22 protein-coding genes and 1 pseudogene are annotated in these 18,209 nt (G+C 63.9%); 13 read left to right on the top strand and 10 right to left on the bottom strand.

Features of this window, described 5'->3' with window-relative positions:
* Nucleotides 1-26 precede the first annotated feature (26 nt).
* The 4 genes and pseudogenes from NKI47_RS01950 to NKI47_RS01935 all read left to right on the top strand — a co-directional run.
* Nucleotides 27-1,058, top strand: a complete 1,032-nt coding sequence (locus tag NKI47_RS01950) for a tetratricopeptide repeat protein (RefSeq protein ID WP_352587505.1) — start codon at nt 27-29, stop codon at nt 1,056-1,058.
* Nucleotides 1,059-1,240: 182 nt separating this feature from the next.
* Nucleotides 1,241-1,885, top strand: a complete 645-nt coding sequence (locus NKI47_RS01945; protein WP_352490950.1) for an alpha/beta hydrolase family protein — start codon at nt 1,241-1,243, stop codon at nt 1,883-1,885.
* 9 nt (nt 1,886-1,894) lie between these two features.
* Nucleotides 1,895-2,665: an exodeoxyribonuclease III gene (locus tag NKI47_RS01940; RefSeq protein WP_352586981.1), complete on the top strand. Its 771-nt coding sequence runs from the start codon at nt 1,895-1,897 to the stop codon at nt 2,663-2,665.
* Between the two features lie 66 nt (nt 2,666-2,731).
* A pseudogene (locus NKI47_RS01935) lies at nt 2,732-3,128 on the top strand (LysR substrate-binding domain-containing protein); the annotation flags it as partial.
* Between the two features lie 252 nt (nt 3,129-3,380).
* Here NKI47_RS01935 and NKI47_RS01930 read toward each other — a convergent pair.
* On the bottom strand, nt 3,381-3,932 hold the full coding sequence (locus NKI47_RS01930; RefSeq protein WP_352586978.1) for a DUF4019 domain-containing protein: 552 nt from the start codon (nt 3,930-3,932) through the stop codon (nt 3,381-3,383).
* Nucleotides 3,933-4,143: 211 nt separating this feature from the next.
* Here NKI47_RS01930 and NKI47_RS01925 point away from each other — a divergent pair, with 211 nt between their 5' ends.
* Both NKI47_RS01925 and NKI47_RS01920 read left to right on the top strand, forming a co-directional pair.
* Nucleotides 4,144-4,695, top strand: a complete 552-nt coding sequence (locus NKI47_RS01925) for an isochorismatase family protein (RefSeq protein WP_023675690.1) — start codon at nt 4,144-4,146, stop codon at nt 4,693-4,695.
* A gap of 160 nt (nt 4,696-4,855) precedes the next feature.
* Nucleotides 4,856-6,478 carry an ABC-F family ATP-binding cassette domain-containing protein gene (locus NKI47_RS01920; RefSeq protein ID WP_023675691.1) on the top strand — a complete coding sequence of 541 codons (1,623 nt, stop codon included), beginning with the start codon at nt 4,856-4,858 and terminating at the stop codon, nt 6,476-6,478.
* 61 nt (nt 6,479-6,539) lie between these two features.
* On the opposite strand, the gene NKI47_RS01915 is transcribed toward NKI47_RS01920, so the two are convergent.
* Complete coding sequence (locus NKI47_RS01915; RefSeq protein ID WP_023675692.1) at nt 6,540-6,971, bottom strand: SAM-dependent methyltransferase; 432 nt, start codon at nt 6,969-6,971, stop codon at nt 6,540-6,542.
* Between the two features lie 491 nt (nt 6,972-7,462).
* Here NKI47_RS01915 and NKI47_RS01910 point away from each other — a divergent pair, with 491 nt between their 5' ends.
* The 3 genes from NKI47_RS01910 to NKI47_RS01900 all read left to right on the top strand — a co-directional run bounded on the left by NKI47_RS01910 (nt 7,463) and on the right by NKI47_RS01900 (nt 10,164).
* The gene (locus tag NKI47_RS01910; RefSeq protein ID WP_352824265.1) at nt 7,463-8,629 is read left to right on the top strand and encodes a KamA family radical SAM protein; all 1,167 of its coding nucleotides are present in this window, start codon (nt 7,463-7,465) and stop codon (nt 8,627-8,629) included.
* Nucleotides 8,630-8,779: 150 nt separating this feature from the next.
* Complete coding sequence (locus tag NKI47_RS01905) at nt 8,780-9,031, top strand: exopolysaccharide production repressor protein (RefSeq protein WP_352586973.1); 252 nt, start codon at nt 8,780-8,782, stop codon at nt 9,029-9,031.
* Between the two features lie 329 nt (nt 9,032-9,360).
* Nucleotides 9,361-10,164, top strand: coding sequence for a hypothetical protein (locus tag NKI47_RS01900; RefSeq protein WP_352586971.1), 804 nt, complete (start codon nt 9,361-9,363; stop codon nt 10,162-10,164).
* Here the strand turns inward: NKI47_RS01900 and yghU are convergent.
* Nucleotides 10,161-11,048, bottom strand: coding sequence for a glutathione-dependent disulfide-bond oxidoreductase (yghU, locus tag NKI47_RS01895; RefSeq protein ID WP_352586968.1), 888 nt, complete (start codon nt 11,046-11,048; stop codon nt 10,161-10,163). The two genes, NKI47_RS01900 and yghU, sit on opposite strands and share 4 nt — an antisense overlap.
* A 249-nt stretch (nt 11,049-11,297) precedes the next feature.
* Between yghU and NKI47_RS01890 the strand changes: the two genes are divergently transcribed.
* Nucleotides 11,298-12,203, top strand: coding sequence for a S1C family serine protease (locus NKI47_RS01890; RefSeq protein ID WP_023675699.1), 906 nt, complete (start codon nt 11,298-11,300; stop codon nt 12,201-12,203).
* Nucleotides 12,204-12,218: 15 nt separating this feature from the next.
* Here the strand turns inward: NKI47_RS01890 and NKI47_RS01885 are convergent, their stop codons facing one another.
* The 5 genes from NKI47_RS01885 to NKI47_RS01865 form a co-directional block, all read right to left on the bottom strand.
* On the bottom strand, nt 12,219-12,830 hold the full coding sequence (locus NKI47_RS01885; RefSeq protein WP_352571350.1) for a hypothetical protein: 612 nt from the start codon (nt 12,828-12,830) through the stop codon (nt 12,219-12,221).
* 40 nt (nt 12,831-12,870) lie between these two features.
* Nucleotides 12,871-13,053 (bottom strand): hypothetical protein, encoded by a 183-nt coding sequence (locus tag NKI47_RS01880; protein WP_352571349.1) that lies wholly within the window; start codon nt 13,051-13,053, stop codon nt 12,871-12,873.
* Nucleotides 13,054-13,273: 220 nt separating this feature from the next.
* Nucleotides 13,274-13,456, bottom strand: coding sequence for a DUF3606 domain-containing protein (locus NKI47_RS01875; RefSeq protein ID WP_023675702.1), 183 nt, complete (start codon nt 13,454-13,456; stop codon nt 13,274-13,276).
* A gap of 11 nt (nt 13,457-13,467) precedes the next feature.
* The gene (locus NKI47_RS01870) at nt 13,468-13,776 is read right to left on the bottom strand and encodes a hypothetical protein (RefSeq protein ID WP_352571348.1); all 309 of its coding nucleotides are present in this window, start codon (nt 13,774-13,776) and stop codon (nt 13,468-13,470) included.
* On the bottom strand, nt 13,773-14,150 hold the full coding sequence (locus tag NKI47_RS01865) for a hypothetical protein (RefSeq protein WP_352465361.1): 378 nt from the start codon (nt 14,148-14,150) through the stop codon (nt 13,773-13,775). The genes NKI47_RS01870 and NKI47_RS01865 overlap by 4 nt, the downstream gene beginning before the upstream one ends.
* A 290-nt stretch (nt 14,151-14,440) precedes the next feature.
* Here NKI47_RS01865 and NKI47_RS01860 point away from each other — a divergent pair, with 290 nt between their 5' ends.
* Nucleotides 14,441-15,400: a prohibitin family protein gene (locus NKI47_RS01860; RefSeq protein WP_352465360.1), complete on the top strand. Its 960-nt coding sequence runs from the start codon at nt 14,441-14,443 to the stop codon at nt 15,398-15,400.
* Nucleotides 15,401-15,452: 52 nt separating this feature from the next.
* Here NKI47_RS01860 and NKI47_RS01855 read toward each other — a convergent pair whose 3' ends face one another.
* Nucleotides 15,453-16,016: an RBBP9/YdeN family alpha/beta hydrolase gene (locus tag NKI47_RS01855; protein ID WP_352465359.1), complete on the bottom strand. Its 564-nt coding sequence runs from the start codon at nt 16,014-16,016 to the stop codon at nt 15,453-15,455.
* Between the two features lie 111 nt (nt 16,017-16,127).
* On the opposite strand from NKI47_RS01855, the gene NKI47_RS01850 reads away from it, so the two are divergent.
* Entirely contained in the window at nt 16,128-16,601 is a 474-nt protein-coding gene (locus NKI47_RS01850; RefSeq protein ID WP_352465358.1) for an Lrp/AsnC family transcriptional regulator, read from the top strand.
* A gap of 5 nt (nt 16,602-16,606) precedes the next feature.
* Here the strand turns inward: NKI47_RS01850 and NKI47_RS01845 are convergent, their stop codons facing one another.
* Nucleotides 16,607-17,083 carry an Lrp/AsnC family transcriptional regulator gene (locus tag NKI47_RS01845; RefSeq protein WP_245274655.1) on the bottom strand — a complete coding sequence of 159 codons (477 nt, stop codon included), beginning with the start codon at nt 17,081-17,083 and terminating at the stop codon, nt 16,607-16,609.
* 155 nt (nt 17,084-17,238) lie between these two features.
* Between NKI47_RS01845 and NKI47_RS01840 the strand changes: the two genes are divergently transcribed.
* Nucleotides 17,239-17,991, top strand: coding sequence for a tryptophan 2,3-dioxygenase family protein (locus tag NKI47_RS01840; protein WP_352586961.1), 753 nt, complete (start codon nt 17,239-17,241; stop codon nt 17,989-17,991).
* The last annotated feature ends 218 nt before the right edge of the window (nt 17,992-18,209 follow it).

Genomic DNA, 18,209 nt, shown 5'->3' with positions numbered 1-18,209 from the left:
GCGCGCTCGCGGCGTTTCCGCTTCGCATGGCGGCGCGCGAGGTCGCGCGCCGGCAGGGCCAATTGCGGCGCGGAGTCACCAGACGGACCACCCATGTGGTATTCGGGCGGACGTTCCTCGCCAAGGCCGATGATGCCGAGATTGAGCGCCGCGTCGTCACCGAGCGTGCGGCCGGGCGCAAGCTGGTCAGCGAGAACGGATTCCTGCGCCTGCTCGGCCTGATGAAAGCGCCGGAGGCTTCGGCGCTGTCGCGGCAGTCGCTGATCGACCAGTCGCGGCTGACCGGCGCGGATCTCGACCTTTTGTCGCTGTTCGATGCCTTCGAGCATGATTGCGAACCGTATTCCTTTCGCGACCTGATCCTCGCCCGCAAATATGCCGGGCTGGTTGCCGGCGGCGCCTCGTGGGGGGCGATTGCGCGCTCGGTGCACCGCTCGGGCCCGGTCGCCTCGCTCACCGCCAAGTCGCTCGCCGTCGGCTCGCAGCATGGGCGGGCCGATGCGATCTATCTTGAGGGCGGCCAGAGCGAACTCGACGGCCAGTTGCTGTTCGATCTGGGAACGCAGGATGACGACACGCTGGAAGAGCTGTTCGCCGATGCCGAGGCGGCGGAAGGGGTTGAAGACCACGAGCAGGCGGCGGCGCTCTACCAGCGCTGCCTGGCCATCGACCCAAGCGATGCCATCGCCGCCTTCAACCGCGCCAACTGCCTGCGCGCCGCCGGCCACGCGGCCGAGGCGGCGCACGACTATGCCCGCGCCATCAAGTGCGACCCCGGCTTCGTCGAGGCCTGGTTCAATCTTGCCGGGCTGATGAGCGAAGAGGGGCGGGTGGCGTCGGCGAGACGGCATTTGCTCAAGGCGATCGCACTCGATCCCAATTATGCCGACGCGGTATTCAACCTTGCGAGGCTGGAGTTCGACGCCGGCAATCTCGCCGAGGCGCGGCGTCGCTGGGTGCGCTACCTCGAACTCGATCCCAACTCCGAATGGGCGCGCACGGCCGCCAAGGGGATACAGTTCGTGGATTTGCAGCTGGCGCGGATGTCGGCGGGGTGAGGTAGTAGCGCCTCCTTCTCCCCTTGTGGGAGAAGGTGGATTGGCGCGACGCGCCAAGACGGATGAGGGGTGCCGGAAGAAATGAGGCGTCGGCGTTCCCTGGAACACCCCTCATCCGACCGAGCTTCGCTCGGCCACCTTCTCCCACAAGGGGAGAAGGGGTCACCAGCGTTGGAGTCCCCATGACAACCTTCCTCTTCGACGGCCCCGACACCGCCCCAATCACCATCTTGCTCGCCCATGGCGCAGGCGCTCCTATGGACTCCCCCTCGCTGACAGCCACGGCAAAAGCGCTGGCCGAGGCCGGCTTCCGCGTTGCGCGCTTTGAATTCCACTACATGGCGGCTCGCCGCTACGGCCACCGCAAGCCGCCGCCGCGCGCCGAGACGGTTAACCCGGAATACGTCAAGGCGATCGCCGACCTCCGGGCGAAGGGCGTGAAGGGTCCGCTGATCATCGGCGGCAAGTCGATGGGCGGACGCGTCGCTTCGATGATCGCCGACGAGATGTTTTCGAAGGGCGAGATTTCAGGGCTGCTGTGTCTCGGTTATCCCTTCCATCCGCCGGGGAAACCGACGCAGCTTCGGACAAAGCACCTCGCCGATCTCAAGACGCCGACATTGATCTTCCAGGGCACGCGCGACGAGTTCGGGACCAAAGACGAGGTCGCGACCTATGCTTTGTCCGACGCAATCGAGATCTTCTGGCTGGAAGACGGCGACCATGATCTGAAGCCGCGCAAAAACATCTCCGGCTTCTCCACCGCCGATCATCTGAAGACGCTCGCTGATGCGGTGAAGGCGTGGACCGAACGCATCGTGCGCTGAAGCAGGCCGATGAAGATCGCCACCTTCAACGTCAACAACATCAACAGCCGGCTGCCGAACCTGCTCGCATGGCTGGCCACCGCCAAACCCGACATCGCCTGCCTGCAGGAGCTCAAGGCCAGACAGACGCAGTTTCCGCGCACTGCGCTGGCGGCCGCCGGCTACGGCGCAGTTTGGGTCGGGCAGCCGACCTGGAACGGCGTCGCCATCCTTTCGCGTGGCGCAGAACCCGTTCTGACCCGCGAGGCGCTGCCCGGCGACGACAGTGACCAGCAGGCGCGCTACATCGAGGCAGCGGTCAACGGCATCGTCGTCGCCTGCCTCTACGCGCCGAACGGCAATCCGCAGCCCGGCCCGAAATTCCAGTACAAGCTGGCCTGGCACGAAAGGCTGGAGGCGCATGCGGCGCAGTTGCTCGACACCGGCCTGCCGGTGGTACTGGCGGGCGACTACAACATCGTGCCCGAGCCGCGCGACATCTACCCGACCCGCTCCTATGACGACAACGCGCTGGTCCAGCCGGAAAGCCGCGCATCGTTCCAGCGGCTGGTCGACCAGGGCTGGCTTGACGCGCTGCGCAAGAAGCACCCGAACGAGACGCTCTACACATTCTGGGACTATCGCCGCAACCGCTGGCCGCGCGATGCCGGCCTGCGCCTCGACCATATCTTGCTCAGCAAGAAGCTGTCGCGCCGGCTGGTAGCGGCGGGCATCGACCGCGACGTGCGCGGCGAGACCGGCGCCAGCGATCACGCGCCGGTCTGGGTGGAGTTGAAGTGAGGCACGGAGGCTGGCGCCGCCTTTCCGGGCGGCAACCAGTCAGGTTGGCCGCGCCGCTTCGCGGGCGAACGCTTCGGCATGCCGGCAACCCTCGACGATCTCGAAGGCCATCTGATGGTCGGCTTCCGCTCGTCGCGGACCGGCGAGGTCATGCCGCTCGAATTCACCGTCGGCGGCGCGTTGCGCTATGTCAGCCTGCCCAACCGGGTGACGGTCAACGGCTCCGACACCATGGCGGAGCTGGCGCGTCTCGGCTTCGGCCTGGTGCAGGCGCCGCACTACCGCTTCGCCGGGGATTTCGCACGCGGCCACGCTCGTCGAAGTGCTGCCGGATTACCCGCCGTCGCCGACACCGCTGTCGGCGCTCTACCCGCAGAACCGCCAGCTGGCGCCACGGGTACGCGTGTTCATCGACTGGGTGACCGGGATTTTTGGCGAGGATGGGACATCGGGCCGGGTGTGATCGTCCGGGCCGCCGGCTACTTTGCGAAGGGCGATCGGACGAGATAACATCGCGCTTGGGTTTAGTGACAAGCGCACCGCCGGCGCCTATGCCGTGACGGGCGGATTGGGTGAGGACAAAAGCTGCGCTCTCGCTGCGTTCGCGTCGTAGGGCCGGCAAACTGCAAGAGATCGCCGACATCGTTGCGCTGATCGAAGCGAGGGAAGCCGAGAGCCGATGGTGCGCGGAAAGTACAAAAAAATTGCCTCACCTTCACGATGGAAAATTCGGACAGTTAGCCGACAACTCGGCCCATGCTCGATCCAATTCGAGTTTCGATTGGGTCTTTTCAATGCTTTTCGCGGTAGCGTTGTCGATGAAGTTGCTTTCGACCCGCATGACTCGAAAATTTCCACCTGACGGCCGCTGATAGAGAACAATATAGCCGCAGTAACGATCGATGTTTTCAAATTTCGCCGCTATGTCGACTGCGGCATAAACGCCAGGAAAGGCAGCGTTCGCCGGGTCCTTCAACCACGTGAATTTGAGTGGCCGGCGCTCGCGCACAGCGCCGGCCTGAGAATGAAAATGTTTACTTTGCTCCACGAAGGCGTTCGATGGGATCGAAGCTTTGGCGGTATCAGTTTTCATTTCGTATGCCCGCCCATATTCTTGGTTATCGAGCGAAAGGAAATAGCGACCAACCGTTTCCGTTGCATCTCGAACCGCGTCCTCCGAGGGCGTCCACTCTTGCGATTGTGCGGGTAGGATCGCGACCAACACCGAAGTCACGATCGCAAGGAAAGCTACGGCTGCATGTGTCATGGTAATTTCTTCGCAGGAGCTTGCCACGAATGCAATCCGGTCACGGCCGATAGCCAGAATTTCGAACTGACCCACATCCCAATGGCGCGCTATGTTAGCGCTGCCGCAAGCGGATTGTCACATATCTCGAACTCCAGCCACTTGCGGTTGCCCGTGCGCGCCATCGCGGCCCTGATCCTTGATCAGCTCCGCCCTCGTGCTATAAAAAACCATGTCAGGGACCAGCCCCGCGGCCGCTGCGCCGCTCATCGTGATCGACCTTCAGACCGGCATGTTCGACGGTGTCGCCGAGCCGCCGATCCATGATGCCGACGGCATGGTTGCCCGCACCCGCGCGCTGATCGAGTGGGCACGGCGCAGCGGGCGCAAGGTCGCCTTCATCAGGCATGACGGGCTGCAGGGCGATCCACTGGCGCCGGGTGAGCCGGGCTGGCCGGTGTGGCCGGCGCTCGGCCAGGCCGGGGACGAGCCGACGTTCGCCAAGCGTGTCGGCGACGCGTTCAGCAATGCCGCGCTTGCAGAATGGGTAGTCGGGCAGGGCGCCGGCGAGGTCGTTCTGATCGGCGCGCAGACCGATTTCTGCGTGGCGGCCACGGTGAAGGGCGCCTTTGCAGCGGGCCTGGGCGTCACCGTGGTTTCCGACGCCCACAGCACGCTCGACGCCGCCAGCGAGACCGCCGCGGAGATCATCGCCCGGCACAATGCGGCATTTGCCGCCGCCGGGGTCAAACTTGCGACGACAAAAGCCCTGACCGATAGCTGATCCGCCGGCTCATCCCTACGCCGTCAAAGCCTGATCCAGCCGGGAAGCAACTGGCGGGTTCAGACAATTTGGCGCGGGGCGCCTCACCACTGCGGGCTTCCGCCGGCGCGGCCTATCGCGTATTGGCGCGGGAACGCTCCTTTGGCCTTTCCGGAAAACCATGATTCGTCTCGAAAGCATCAGCAAGCAGAACGGCCGTCAGATCGTCTTCATCGAAGCCTCCGCCGCCTTGCAGAAGGGCGAGAAGGTCGGGCTGGTCGGGCCCAACGGCGCCGGCAAGACGACGCTGTTTCGCATGATCAACGGCGAGGAGCAGCCCGACGAAGGCCAGGTCTCGGTCGATCGCGGCGTCACCATCGGCTATTTCAGCCAGGATGTCGGCGACATGTCCGGCCGCAGCGCCGTTGCCGAAGTGATGGACGGCGCCGGCCCGGTGAGCGAGGTGGCGGCCGAGATGCGCGAGCTCGAGCACGCCATGGGCGACCCCGATCGCGCCGGTGAAATGGACGAGATCATCGCCCGTTACGGCGAGGCGCAGCACCGTTTCGAGGAGCTCGACGGTTACGCGCTGGATGGGCGTGCTCGCGAGGTGCTGGACGGCCTTGGCTTCAGCCAGGAGATGATGGACGGCGACGTCGGCAAACTGTCCGGCGGCTGGAAAATGCGCGTAGCACTTGCCAGGATCCTTTTGATGCGGCCCGACGCCATGCTGCTCGACGAGCCGAGCAACCATCTCGACCTCGAAAGCCTGATCTGGCTGGAGCAGTTCCTGAAGAACTATGACGGCGCGCTGCTGATGACCTCGCACGACCGCGAGTTCATGAACCGCATCGTCAACAAGGTGGTCGAGATCGACGGCGGTTCGCTGACCGCCTACTCCGGCAACTACGAATTCTACCAGCAGCAGCGGGCGATTGCCGACCGGCAGCAGCAGGCGCAGTTCGAGCGCCAGCAGGCGATGCTGGCCAAGGAGATCGCCTTCATCGAGCGCTTCAAGGCGCGGGCTTCACATGCCGCCCAGGTGCAGAGCCGGGTGAAGAAGCTGGACAAGATCGACCGTGTCGAGCCGCCCAAGCGCCGCCAGAAGGTGTCGTTCGACTTCCAGCCGGCGCCGCGCTGCGGCGAGGACGTGGTGACGCTGAAGAACGTGCACAAGGGCTATGGCAGCCGCTCGATCTACGAGGGATTGGATTTTCAGGTGCGCCGCCGCGAGCGCTGGTGCATCATGGGCGTCAATGGTGCGGGCAAGTCGACGCTGCTGAAGCTGGTCGCTGGCGCTTCCGAGCCGGACAATGGCACGGTGGCGCGCGGGCCCAGCGTCAAGATGGGCTATTTCGCCCAGCACGCCATGGAAGTGCTGGAGGGCGAGCGCACCGTGTTCCAGACGCTGGAAGATGCATTTCCGCAGGCCGGCCAGGCGCCGCTCAGGGCGCTGGCCGGCTGCTTCGGCTTTTCCGGCGACGAGATCGAGAAGAAATGCCGCGTGCTGTCGGGCGGCGAGAAGGCGCGGCTGGTGATGGCGCTGATGCTGTTCGATCCGCCCAATTTGCTGGTGCTGGACGAGCCGACCAACCACCTCGACATCGCCACCAAGGAGATGCTGATCACGGCACTGTCGCAGTACGAGGGAACCATGCTGTTCGTCTCGCATGACCGCCATTTCCTAGCGGCGCTGTCGAACCGGGTGCTGGAACTGACGCCCGAGGGCATCCACACCTATGGCGGCGGCTATACCGAATATGTCGAGCGCACCGGGCAGGAGGCGCCGGGGTTGCGGAGCTGAGGCCGGCTCTGCCGCTCACGGTCACGTAGACGCTCGGTTCCGGAGGCCAAGCACGAGGTGCTCAGCCATGTATCGCAATTTCGCGCAGCGGATCGCCGCCGTCGATGAACAGCCGGCCTTGCGCGGTCAACGCCGCCTTGAGCCGTCGCAGGGCAATTTTTCCTGCTTCGGGATGACGCCCGTCCAGCGCGCCGACGCGCACCGCAACGGCAATGTCGAAGTGCTTCTCATCGGCTTCCAACTCGAAATCCTCGATGGCGATCTGGCGAAGGCTCAGCCGGCCTGCCGCAATCTCGGCGCGCGAGGCGGCCCCGGCCTGCGCGATGGCCTTGGCCGAGCGGTCGATCGCCAGCACGTGCCCACCGCCGATCCGGCGCGCGATCTCGCGCGCTGCAGCACCCGGTCCGCAGCCGATCTCCAGCACTCGCATGCCCTGCCGCAAGGGCAGCGCATTGACGATCTCCAAAAGCCTTGGCGACAAGTCGTTCGCCATACGCTCTTCTCCAGCTTTTTCGCAATCCGAGATTAGCGACCGCGGCCGGCGACGGGAAGGCCGAGAGACGCGGGCATCGCCGATGTGTTCAGCTGGTATGTTCAGTTGGGGGCTTGAGCAGGGGGCATGATCGACATCGAAGAGGTCGACGATCCGGTCTCGACCGCGGGCGACCGGGCGGATCCCGAGCGGCCCGGCGTCGTTGACCTGAGGGGTAGGGAGGGGAACTGGCGCCGAGCCTAACCGGTTGGGGGGTAGATCACCGGCCGTTTATGTGTATACGCTCAAGCTAATATAAGAGCAAGCTAATGTTTTGCGTCAGCGATGTTGGACGATTGTTCTGATCAGTGGCCGGTTGTGGCTTCCTGCCGCGCCCTCCAACCCGGCCAAACACCGCTTATTGCCTTCAAGTCCTGGCTCCAATGCTGTACCCCGGCCCGAAATTCAAGGAGCCTGCGATGACCTCACATCCCGACATCCCCGACGCCAGCATGGCGGTCGATGCGGCCGGCGTGGCAGCCGATGACCGGCGCGCTCGCGAGGCGGATGCCGCATGGCGGGACGATGTTCGCGAGGGCGTGCGGCATGTAGGCGATCTGGATTCGCTGCCGCTGTCGCCAGCCGAGCGGGCGGCGGCCGAAGCCGCGGCCACGCGCCACAAGGTTCGCATTCCCAAGGCCTATCTCGACCTGATCGACTGGAACGACCCCGCCGATCCGATACGGCTTCAGGTCATCCCGTCGCCCGACGAACTGGCAGAGCAGGAGGGCGAACTCGACGATCCGATCGCCGACCACGCCTTCAGTCCCGTGCCTAGATTGACGCATCGACATGCCGACCGGGTTCTGTTGTTCCCGACCTATCAATGCGCGGTCTATTGCCGGTTCTGCTTTCGCAAGGAGCAGCTGACGTCGATCGGCCGCGGCTACACGCGCGAAGCTCTCGACGAAGCCTTCGCCTATATCGCGGCCCATCAGGAAATCCGCGAGGTGATCCTGACCGGCGGCGACCCGCTATCGCTGCCGGACAGGGCGCTGGCGGAAATCCGCGCCCGTGTCGAGGCGATCCAGCATGTGCGGCTGTTGCGCATCCACACTCGCGTACCCGTCGCGCTGCCGTCGCGCGTCACCGGCGGGTTGATTCAAGCCTTGCAGGGTCGGCTGATGGTCACTGTCGTCACCCATTTCAACCATCCACGCGAAATCACGGAGGCGACCGAGCGGGCCTGCCGCACGTTGCGGCAGGGCGGCTTCGTGCTGCTGAACCAGAGCGTTCTGCTGAAAGGCGTGAACGATACGGTCGAGGTGCTGGAAGAGCTGTGCCGCGAGCTGATGTATCGCCTTGGCGTCAAACCCTATTACCTGCACCACGGCGATCTCGTGCGCGGCATGGCGCACCGGCGCACCACGATCGCCGAGGGCCAGGCGCTGGTCAGCGCCTTGCGTGCGCGCCTGTCGGGCATCTGCAATCCCGTCTACGTGCTGGACCTGCCGGACGGCGGAGGGAAAGTGCCGCTCGGCCCGTCCCATCTTGAGGCACGGGAAGGGGAGACGTGGCGAATACGTGGGCTTGATGGGGCGGTGAGGGGGTATGGAGAGCTGGTTGGGGAGGAGGGGACGCGCAGCCGCCGTCCAAGCCAGCCCACCTTGGTGACCTGACATGCAGCCCTTGATCACGGAAGCATGCGTTAACTGCTGTCCTATTTGGTGCTTGCGCAATTGCTAAAATAGTGAAAACGTTGGTCCGGGGTAAAGGGTTAGGGGAGTTCGTCCCGGCTGTTGCCAGTTCCGGGGCGGCGCAGAAAAGTCATGAACTTTCCACAGTTCCTGGTGGGGCTGACCACCACATCGTCCATCGTGGCGATCTCGACTTACCTTGCGACGGGTTCAATCTGGAAGACGCTGGCCTGGACGATCTTGACCTTGATCGTCATGCAGGTTGGATATTTCCTGTTCGTCGTCCGGTTGATCTACGGATCTGGGGCGAAAAGCGCGGAGGCAAAGCCGCGGCGTCTGAGGGCTGTGCCGCCGAGCCGTCGAGGTCGCGTTCAGCTTATGTAGTAATGTCCCATATAGATATCATGGTCTAGACAGGACATGTTCGGTTCTGGGAATGTGCATTGGACGTTCCGCTAGTTTAGTCAACTAATATATATCACCCAACTCATATCGTCGTTTTTGGGCTAGCGGGAAAACCTGCCTGCTGCTTGTACGACGGTGCCTAAGGCCACATTTTACAACCGGCTGGCAAGCTCCCTTTTGTTGATGCCAGCTTAAATCCGGCTGGTGTTTTCGATGGGCCGTTGAGGCTATAAAGCCGTTCAACCGGGCGGCATCGAGATGCATTTCGGCCGGTCGAGAGGGTTGTGGTGATCGACGGAACGCCAAACGTGATCTTGCTGATCGGTAGCGCCCCCGATGTGGTGCGCTGCGCCGCCTGGCCCAAGCAGGCCTTCGGCAAGATCGTCGCCATCAACAACGCCTGGCGCGTGCGCCCCGACTGGGATTTCCTCGTCCATGCCGGCGATTTCTCGGCGGAGCGGATGCCGCAAGGCGGTCCCCTGCAGCAGGCGCAGATCTTCAGCGCCTCGCACTACGTGCCGGCGCAAAACAGCTTTGGCGGCTTCGTCTATGCCGGCGGCACCATGTCGATGACGGCGGCCTACTGGACGATCCACAGTCAGAAGCCGGACGTGCTGGCATTCCTTGGCTGCGACATGATCTACGACCAGCCCGGCAACACGCATTTTTACGGCGTCGGCCGCGCCGATCCGCTGCGCAACGACGTCACCCTGCGCAACCTCGAGGCGAAGTCGGCCCGCCTGCTCATCCATGCGCTTCGGCGCGGCTGCCTGTGCGTCAACCTATCCGACCTGCCGCGCAGCCGGCTGATCTTCCCGCGGCTGACGCTCGATGAACTCGGCGCGCTTTCTTCCTCGCAGCTTTCGGAAATGAAGGCGGAGATGCTTGCCGGCCTGCGGCTCGATCAGGCGGAGGAGGCCGACAGGATCGAGAAGGAACTCGGCTATTTCTTCGAGGACGGCATGTACTGGAAGCACCTCAACAAACTCGACGAGAAATTCCTGGCCAACATCGACCGGCTGTGGATGGCGGCGGTGAAGGCGAGCTTGAGCAGTCGGCCGAAGCTGCCGATCTCCCCTACAAGGCGGGAGATCGGCGCGTCGTCCGCTTAGCTTTTGGCCGCCTCGAGCTTGTCTTGCGTCTTCGTCTCGAAGTCGCTGGCGTCATGGCGCTCGTGCAGCTGCATCGAAGGCTCGCCGAAGGTGCGGTTGACCATGCGGCCGCGCTTGACCGCCGGCCGCGCGTCGATGGCGTCGGCCCAGCGCTGCACGTTCTTGTACTGCTCCACCTGCAGGAACTCGCCGGAATCGTCATACATACGGCCCTTGGCCAGCCCGCCATACCAGGGCCACACCGCAATGTCGGCAATCGTATAGTCGCTGCCGCCTAAATACTCGCTTTCGGCGAGGCGTCGGTCGAGCACGTCCATCTGCCGCTTGGTTTCCATGGCGAAGCGGTCGATGGCATATTCGATCTTCGTCGGCGCATAGGTGTAGAAATGGCCGAAGCCGCCACCGAGATAGGGCGCCGAGCCCATCTGCCAGAACAGCCATGACAGGGTCTCGGCGCGAGCCGGCTGCTCCGTCGGCAGGAATTCGCCGAATTTTTCGGCGAGGTAGAGCAGGATCGAGCCGGATTCGAAGATGCGGACCGGCTTTTTCCCACTGCGATCCATCATGGCCGGGATCTTCGAGTTGGGGTTGACCTCGACGAAGCCGCTGCCGAACTGGTCGCCGTCGTTGATCCTAATAAGCCAGGCGTCGTATTCGGCGCCGCTGTGGCCGAGCGCCAGAAGTTCCTCCAGCATGATCGTCACCTTGACGCCGTTCGGTGTCGCCAACGAATAAAGCTGCAGCGGATGCTTGCCGACCGGCAGTTTCTTGTCATGCGTCGGGCCGGCGATCGGCCGGTTGATGCTGGCGAAAGCGCCGCCATTTGCCTTGTTCCAGGTCCAGACTTTTGGCGGCGTGTATTGGTCCGTTGCGTAGTCGTTCATTTGGGAGGCCTTTGGAAGGGTTGGGTTGGGAGGATATCAGATATCAACGTGGGTAATGGCGGAGGAACTTTGCATAGGGCAGCTTGGGATAGCCGTAGGTACAGATAGGGCTGCCGGCGCTGTTGCAAAACCCCGGCGCGAACGGCGCGGCGCCGGTCCACGCCAAAGCCGGCGCCACCTCTTGCGCCTGATCACCTGCGCCATACCTATAGCCCATATCAGCCTGCGAACATTGCCAGGAACCAAAGCATGAATATCGAACCCCTTTTGCGATCCATCGTGGCCGTCCGCGCCACCGTGCCAGAGGACGCCTTCACGGCAAATACACTTGGCACCCGCCGCGAGGGCAGTGGCGTGGTCATCCGCGGCGACGGGCTGGTACTTACCATCGGCTATCTCATCACTGAGGCCGAGGAGGTCTGGCTGGCCGACCAGGACGGGCGTGTGGTTCCCGCCCATGCGCTCGCCTACGACCAGGAGTCGGGCTTCGGCCTGGTGCAGGCGCTGGCGCCGCTCGGGCTGCCCGCCATTGCGCTCGGCGATGCGTCCAGGGCCAAGATCGGCGATCCCGTCGTGCTCGCCGACGGCGTCGGCCGCTCCGTGCGGGCGCGGATCGTCACCAAGCAGGAATTCGCCGGCTATTGGGAATATCTGCTCGACGAGGCGATCTTCACGGCGCCGGCTCACCCCTCATGGGGCGGCGCCGGCCTCATCGGCGCGGATGGCAGGCTGCTCGGCATCGGTTCGCTGCGCCTGCAGATGAGCCGCAACGGCGAGGTCGCCGACATCAACATGGTGGTGCCGATCGATCTTCTGCCGCCCATCCTCGACGATCTGCTGACGCGCGGGCAGGTCGCCAGGCCGCCGCGGCCGTGGCTCGGCGCCTTCTCGGCCGAGAGCGACGGCAAGGTCGTGGTGATGAGCGTCGCCGAGGGCGGTCCGGCCGCCCAGGCGGGCCTTCGCCAAGGCGATGTCATCTCGGATGTCCGCGACACGGCGGTCGATGGGCTTGCCGATTTTTATCGCAAGCTTTGGAAGAGCGGCCCGGCCGGTGCCGAGATCCCGCTCCGGGTGCTGCGCGATGGCCGCGAAACCTGGCTGCGCGTCAAGTCCGCCGATCGCAACAGCCTGCTGTGGAAGCCGCCGCTGCAGTGAGGCAACCGAAACCTCTCACTCTCCGCAAGCGCTGAAGCCAGTGCCCGGGGTCCATTCCGCAAATGGGATGACCTTGCCTTCGACCGATACGGTCGCTTGCCTGGTGCTGCCGTCCGCCAGCTTCTTGCTGCTTTTGCCCTTGCCGGTCAGCACATTGTAGTCGCAGTCGCCGGCAACATTGTCGTCCATGTAATCCCAATACTCGTAGGCAAAACCGGCGACGACGAACGTGCCGTTGCGCCAGGCGAGCGTCAGCGTCTTGTTGGTCCGCTCGCTGCCGATCTCCATCGCCGGAATATCGAGCTTGATCGAACCGTTGGGGAGCCCGGTGAGTTCGGGCTCGGTGTCGGATGTGGCGGGGCCCGGCCGGTCGTAATCCTTCCATTCCCCGTCAATCTGATCATGCACGATCCCGGCAGGTTTTAGAAAATCGCCATCGCGATCTTTGAGGAAAAAATACAGGTCCATGGGAGAGCCGGGCTCGGTCTCGACGATCATCGCCAGATCGGCGGCGCCGTCGCCGTTCCAGTCGCCGGTCGCCGCCGTGATGATCTTCTGGGTCTCGATCGGCTCCGCCAGGGCGGCGGCCGGCAGCAGCAAGACCAGACCGAATATTGTCGATCGCATGTAGATCCCCCGCGCTTGGGCAGGCCTGAGAGCACGCTTCTCAGGAGGCCCGGCTCTGCCGCGTCTCGGAACGGCTCGTCTCGTTGAGCAGCCGGCAGAGCGAAACCGCTTCACGACGGCTCAGGCCGATCAGCGCGATTTCCGAAAATTGCGCCGGCAGATCGTGAACGATGTCCCACACCATCCAACGGCCGTCCGGCTCCATGACACATTCGTAGCGCAATAATTGTTCCTGCATCCGACCCCCGGCTTTGCTCACCGGACTGGTACAGCGTCGAGGTAAATGAGTTGTTGCGCCGCGGTAGTATTCCGCGGCTATCGAAACCGGGCGTTGAATCCCGCAGCGGCGGGCCCGAGGGGCCGCCCGGCGGTGCGGATACTCTCGACAAGGCGGCAGGGCAGGGACGCTTCCGGCGTGAACGGCGGCCGCCGCCAGAATTGGATCAGGCGTTGCGGCTCGCCATATGCGCGTCGAGCTTCCTCCTCGAGGGGCCGTAACGCTTGATGATGGTCGCGGCCTCGCTTTGCGGTATGCCGTATTTGCGGGCAAACGCAGCGACCTCGTATGGCTCTTCGCCGGAGACCAGTTTGCGATCCTGCTTGGTCTTGGATTTGTCGTCGGCCATGGCGTCCTCCATCACATCTGGTCGTTATAGGGCTCCTTGGTCCGGCCGACCATCCTGGCCAGTTCGGCAAAGGTCGGCACGCCGGTTTCGCCCTGGGCGTTGTTGGCCGCCTGCAGCAGCCTGAGCGGAAAGCAGACGGCGTCGCGGTTGGATGGCGACATGTCTTCATAGAGACGCTCGTCGCTGGTCATCGCCGCCTCGGCCCGGCGCAACGCCATGTCGACCTCGTCGACCGACAGCAGGCCCTTGTGGACCAGCGCGTTGTTGACGGCCGCGATCGCCATCATCAATCCTTCGAGCTGGAGATTGGCGACGTTCATCGTCTTGCGTCCTTGCCGGGCTTCTTGGCGGTGGCCTTGCCGTCTGGCCGGATCGCTGCGCGCGGCGGGTTCTGGCCCTCCGAATGAAGGGTCCTGTCGTCGAAATCGTCAGCCGGCCTGGTCAATCCCATGCCGCCGGGAGGTGGCTTGTTGCCGGCCGCATCCTGCGAAAATTCGTCGGCCGCGTCGGGGCTCGTCTTTGCCGGATATTTCCTCGCTCCGGTCTCGTAGCGGTTCGGGTCGTCGGCCATGTCCTGTGCTCCCGTTGCAATGAGCGGATAACTTTCATGCGGCGGCAGCGGTTCCGTGGCGAAATCGACCTTGCCGGTGTGCAAGCCTTCGCAATCTGTCGGGTTTCGTGCATTCTTGTGCATGCCAACGATGCTTCGCTCCGACGCGCCAGCAAAATGCTGCTCCTACTGCGGCGGGCGCGACCACGACTACGAGGATTGCCCGAAGCGCAAAACCGATGCCGAACGGCAGAAGGAGACGCCAGGCAACGCGTCCCAGCCCGCTGCCGCGGCTGCAGGGGAAATCCGCTAGCCAGCCTGAACCACCCGCCGGTCCGGCCGGTTGGCGCGAAGGTCCTTCCATATCCAGAGGATTGCAATGCCGCCACTATTGTGGGCAAAAGCAGCACGGGCAATCAGGTTGGGGTGGGGTGATGACCGAAACGCAAGGTAATTCAAGCCGTCCGCAGGGCAAGCCGGGGATGGCATCGGGGTCGATCGGTTCCGGCCTGATCGCACTCGTCATCGTGGCGCTCGGCGTCTTTGCGCTGTTTGGATCCTGGTACACGATCGACCAGGGCGACCGCGGCGTGCTCTTGACCAACGGAGCGCTGAGTTCGGTCGTTGATCCCGGACTGCATTTCAAGCTGCCGTGGTTACAGCGTGTCGAGAAGATCAGCCTGCGCCAGCAGGTGCTCAAATGGGGCTGCGAGAACCAGAACGATTGCAGCGGCCTGCCGGCCATGCAGGCCTATTCGCGCGACCAGCAGCCGGCCGACATGCGCGTCACCGTCAACTTCCACGTGCCGGCCGCCGAAGTCAGCAACGTCTACACCAACTATGGATCGATCGAGGCACTGGCCGACCGTGTCATTGCCAGGAAAGCACCGCAGGAGATCAAGACGGTGTTCGGCCAGTACGACGCGGTGTCGGTTATCCAGAACCGGGCGAAGTTCAACAAGGACGTCGCCGAGGCCATCGCGGCGGTAACCGACGGCCCGGTGATGATCGACAGCGTGCAGGTCGAGAACATCGACTTCTCCGACGCCTACGAGCAGGCGGTCGAAGCCAGGATGACGGCTCAGGTCGAGGTGCAGAAGCAGGAACAGAACCTGCAGCAGGAAAAGATCAAGGCCGATATCGCCGTCACCCAGGCCAAGGGCCGCGCCGACAGCGTCAAGGCCGAAGCCGAGGCCAGCGCCTACAAGACCAGGGTCGAAGGCGATGCGACCGCGGGCGCCATCAAGGCTCGCGCCGCCGCAATCGCCAACAATCCGCTGCTGGTCGAACTGACCAAGGCGGAGAGATGGAACGGCGAATTGCCGAAGTCGATGATCCCGGGCTCGACCGTACCGTTCCTCGAACTCAGCACGCCTGCCGCAGCATCGAACTGAGGCGCGGCGCAAACCAGATCAGGACGGCGGCGCGATAGCCGTCCTGGTGCGGTTACGGCTGAAGCACGGCGCCTCGGGCGATTGCCTGCGTTTGACTTAGAGCTGTCAGCAGCTCCATTCCCGCCGGCCAGTTGCCGAGCCCGCTGTCGCCATTGATGTGGCCAAGCGGTCCGGCGATATGGAGATCGCTGCCCCATCGCTCGGATTTCGCCCTGGCATAGTCCAGCGAGCCGTAGGGATCGTTGGTGCTGGCGACAATCAGCGACGGAAAGCGAAGCCGTTGTTGCGGTGCGTCGGCGAAGGCCCGGGCGGAGGAGGGGAAGGCCGGCGACGCAGGGTCCGGAACCGCGACCAGCAACGCGCCGCCGATAGAGCGGGGGGAGATCCGCTGCCAGTGTACGATGAGCAGACAGCCGAGGCTATGGGCGACGAGCATCGGCGGTGTCCTTGCCTGGCATACACCCGTTTCCAGCGCGGCCACCCAGTCGTCGAGGTCCGGCGCGTCCCAACTCGCCGGGTTGAACCGCCGCATCGCCGGGTTTGCCTGCTGCCAACGTGTCTGCCAGTGGGCTTTGCCCGATCCGCCGATGCCCGGCACAATGATGAAGTCGGTCATGCGAAGCCCTTCTTTCCTGATGCAGCGCGTGCAATTCTAGGTCTTCTTCCAGGTGGCGGAATGAGAGATCATCGGAAAGCAGCGACGAAATCCGATGGATTAAAGGCGATCATGCGGAACGGCGATTATCGGCCAAGGCTCGACCCCACCGATCTGGCGATCATTGAGATCATGCAGGAGGATGGCCGCATCGGCATCTCCGAGCTTGGCCGCCGCGTCGGACTGTCCCAGCCCGCCACCTCGGAACGGGTGAAGCGGCTGGAGGAGCGCGGCGTCATCACCGGTTACAAGGCGGTGATCAATTCGGCAGCGCTCGGGCTCGGCACCATGGCGGTCATCCGCCTGCGCACCACGCATGAGCATATCCAGGCCTGCCTGAAGAGGTTCGCCCAATTGCCGGAGGTGGTCGAGGTGCTGCGGGTGACCGGCGAGGATTGTTTTCTGGTCAAGGTCGTGGTCCCGTCACCGCCCGATCTTGAAAGCATCGTCGACAGCATCGGCCACTACGGCACGGTGACGACAAATGTGGTTCTGCGCGCCGAGCAACCGAAGCGGCTGGGACGCGAATTGATGACCAGGGCCTGACCGGTCTATCGCTTGGTCTGCGTATGCCCGACGGCATTGGCGAACGAGATGCCGCCCTTGATCTCGCGCATCGCCATCGAGGTGATCGTGCGCCGCACGCCGGGCAGCCGGCTGAGCTCCTCGCGCAGCATCCTGTCGAGCGCCATCATGTCGACGGTGACGATCTGCAGGAGATAGTCGGCCTCGCCAGTCGTGGCGTGGCAGCGGCGGATCAGCGGATGCTTTTTGACCGCCGCCTCGAAGGCGTCCGACAGTTCGAAATCGATCGACACCTGGATGAAGGCTTCGATGCCGAAGCCGAGCTTGGCCGGGTCGATCCGGGTCGAGTAGCCGCGGATGACGCCGGCGTCCTCAAGCGCCTTCACCCGCTTCCAGCACGGCGTCTTGCTCAAGCCGACCTCATCGGCGAGCGCGGCAAAGGAGATGCGGGCCTCGCGTTCGAGCGCCGCGACGATCTTCCGGTCGACCGCGTCCAGCATCATTCGTTCTTCCAATCTGCTTCAGCGACAATTTTCGTCCTTCGTTCCCGCCAATCGAATAACAGAAGGGACAATGTTCGGCAAGAAAGCGATTAGACTCGGGGGACCGGGATCCAACAAGCGCCTGCGGCCCAACGGCCGGGGCAAGGAGCATGGCCATGGACAAGCAGGATTATTATGCCCGCATCGAAACGCCTGAGATGCGCGACTATGGCGTCTACCTCAAATGCGACAGGCTGCTTGCCTGCCAGAAGCCGCTGGCCGAGATGGTGAATGCCGACGAGCTGCAGTTCCAGATCGTTCATCAGGTCGAGGAGCTGTGGATGAAGCTCATCGCCTACACGCTGATCGACGTCGTCGATTTCCTGGAAAAGCAGGACACGCATCGCATCGTCACGCTGATGGCGCGCGTGCACCGGCTGATGCGGCTGATGACGGCGCAGCTCGACCTGCTCGAAACCATGTCGCCCAAGGAATACCAGCAGATCCGGCTGCAGCTCGGCAATGGCAGCGGCCAGGAATCGCCGGGCTTCAAGCAGCTGCTGCGCCTGCCGCCCGATCTGTGGCGGGCCTTCAAGGCGTCGTACCTCGACGACCGCGGCCTTTCGGTCGAGGATGTCTACGATACCGGCTACGATCACGGCGACAGCTATGTCGTTGCCGAAGCGCTGATCGAGTTCGACGAGCTGTTCCAGAAATTCCGTGCCAACCACCTCTATCTCATCCACCGCACGATCGGCCTCGGCGCGAAATCGCTGAAGGGCCGGCCGGTCGAATTGCTGGAAGCCGGCGCCCGCCACCGCTTCTTCCCGGAACTCTGGGACATACGCTGGGCGATGACCGACCGCTGGGGCAGCCAGTATGGAACGGTACGGGAGCCGATCAGCCGGGCGGGGGCCAAGGTGGGGTAGTACAACCTTCCTTCTCCCCTTGTGGGCCTGTTGCGCAGTAACCGGGGATGTTTGGATGGGGCGGGATCGCAGGGATTTCGCTCGTATTTGTGAGCTCCGCTCCCTTGTTTGGGGTTTCGGCGGCGGTTTCGGCCCGGGCGGCCGGGCTGCGGGCGCACCTATCCCGTGATGGCGGCCCATCGGCGCATGTTGAAGGCGATCGCCGCCAATGTCACCTG

Origin of the sequence: Mesorhizobium sp. M0633 (genome assembly GCF_040320645.1) — a bacterium.
Classification (GTDB): Bacteria; Pseudomonadota; Alphaproteobacteria; order Rhizobiales; family Rhizobiaceae; genus Mesorhizobium.
Note: the sequence above shows the minus strand (reverse complement) of the source record. Positions and strands in the feature narration are given on the sequence as shown.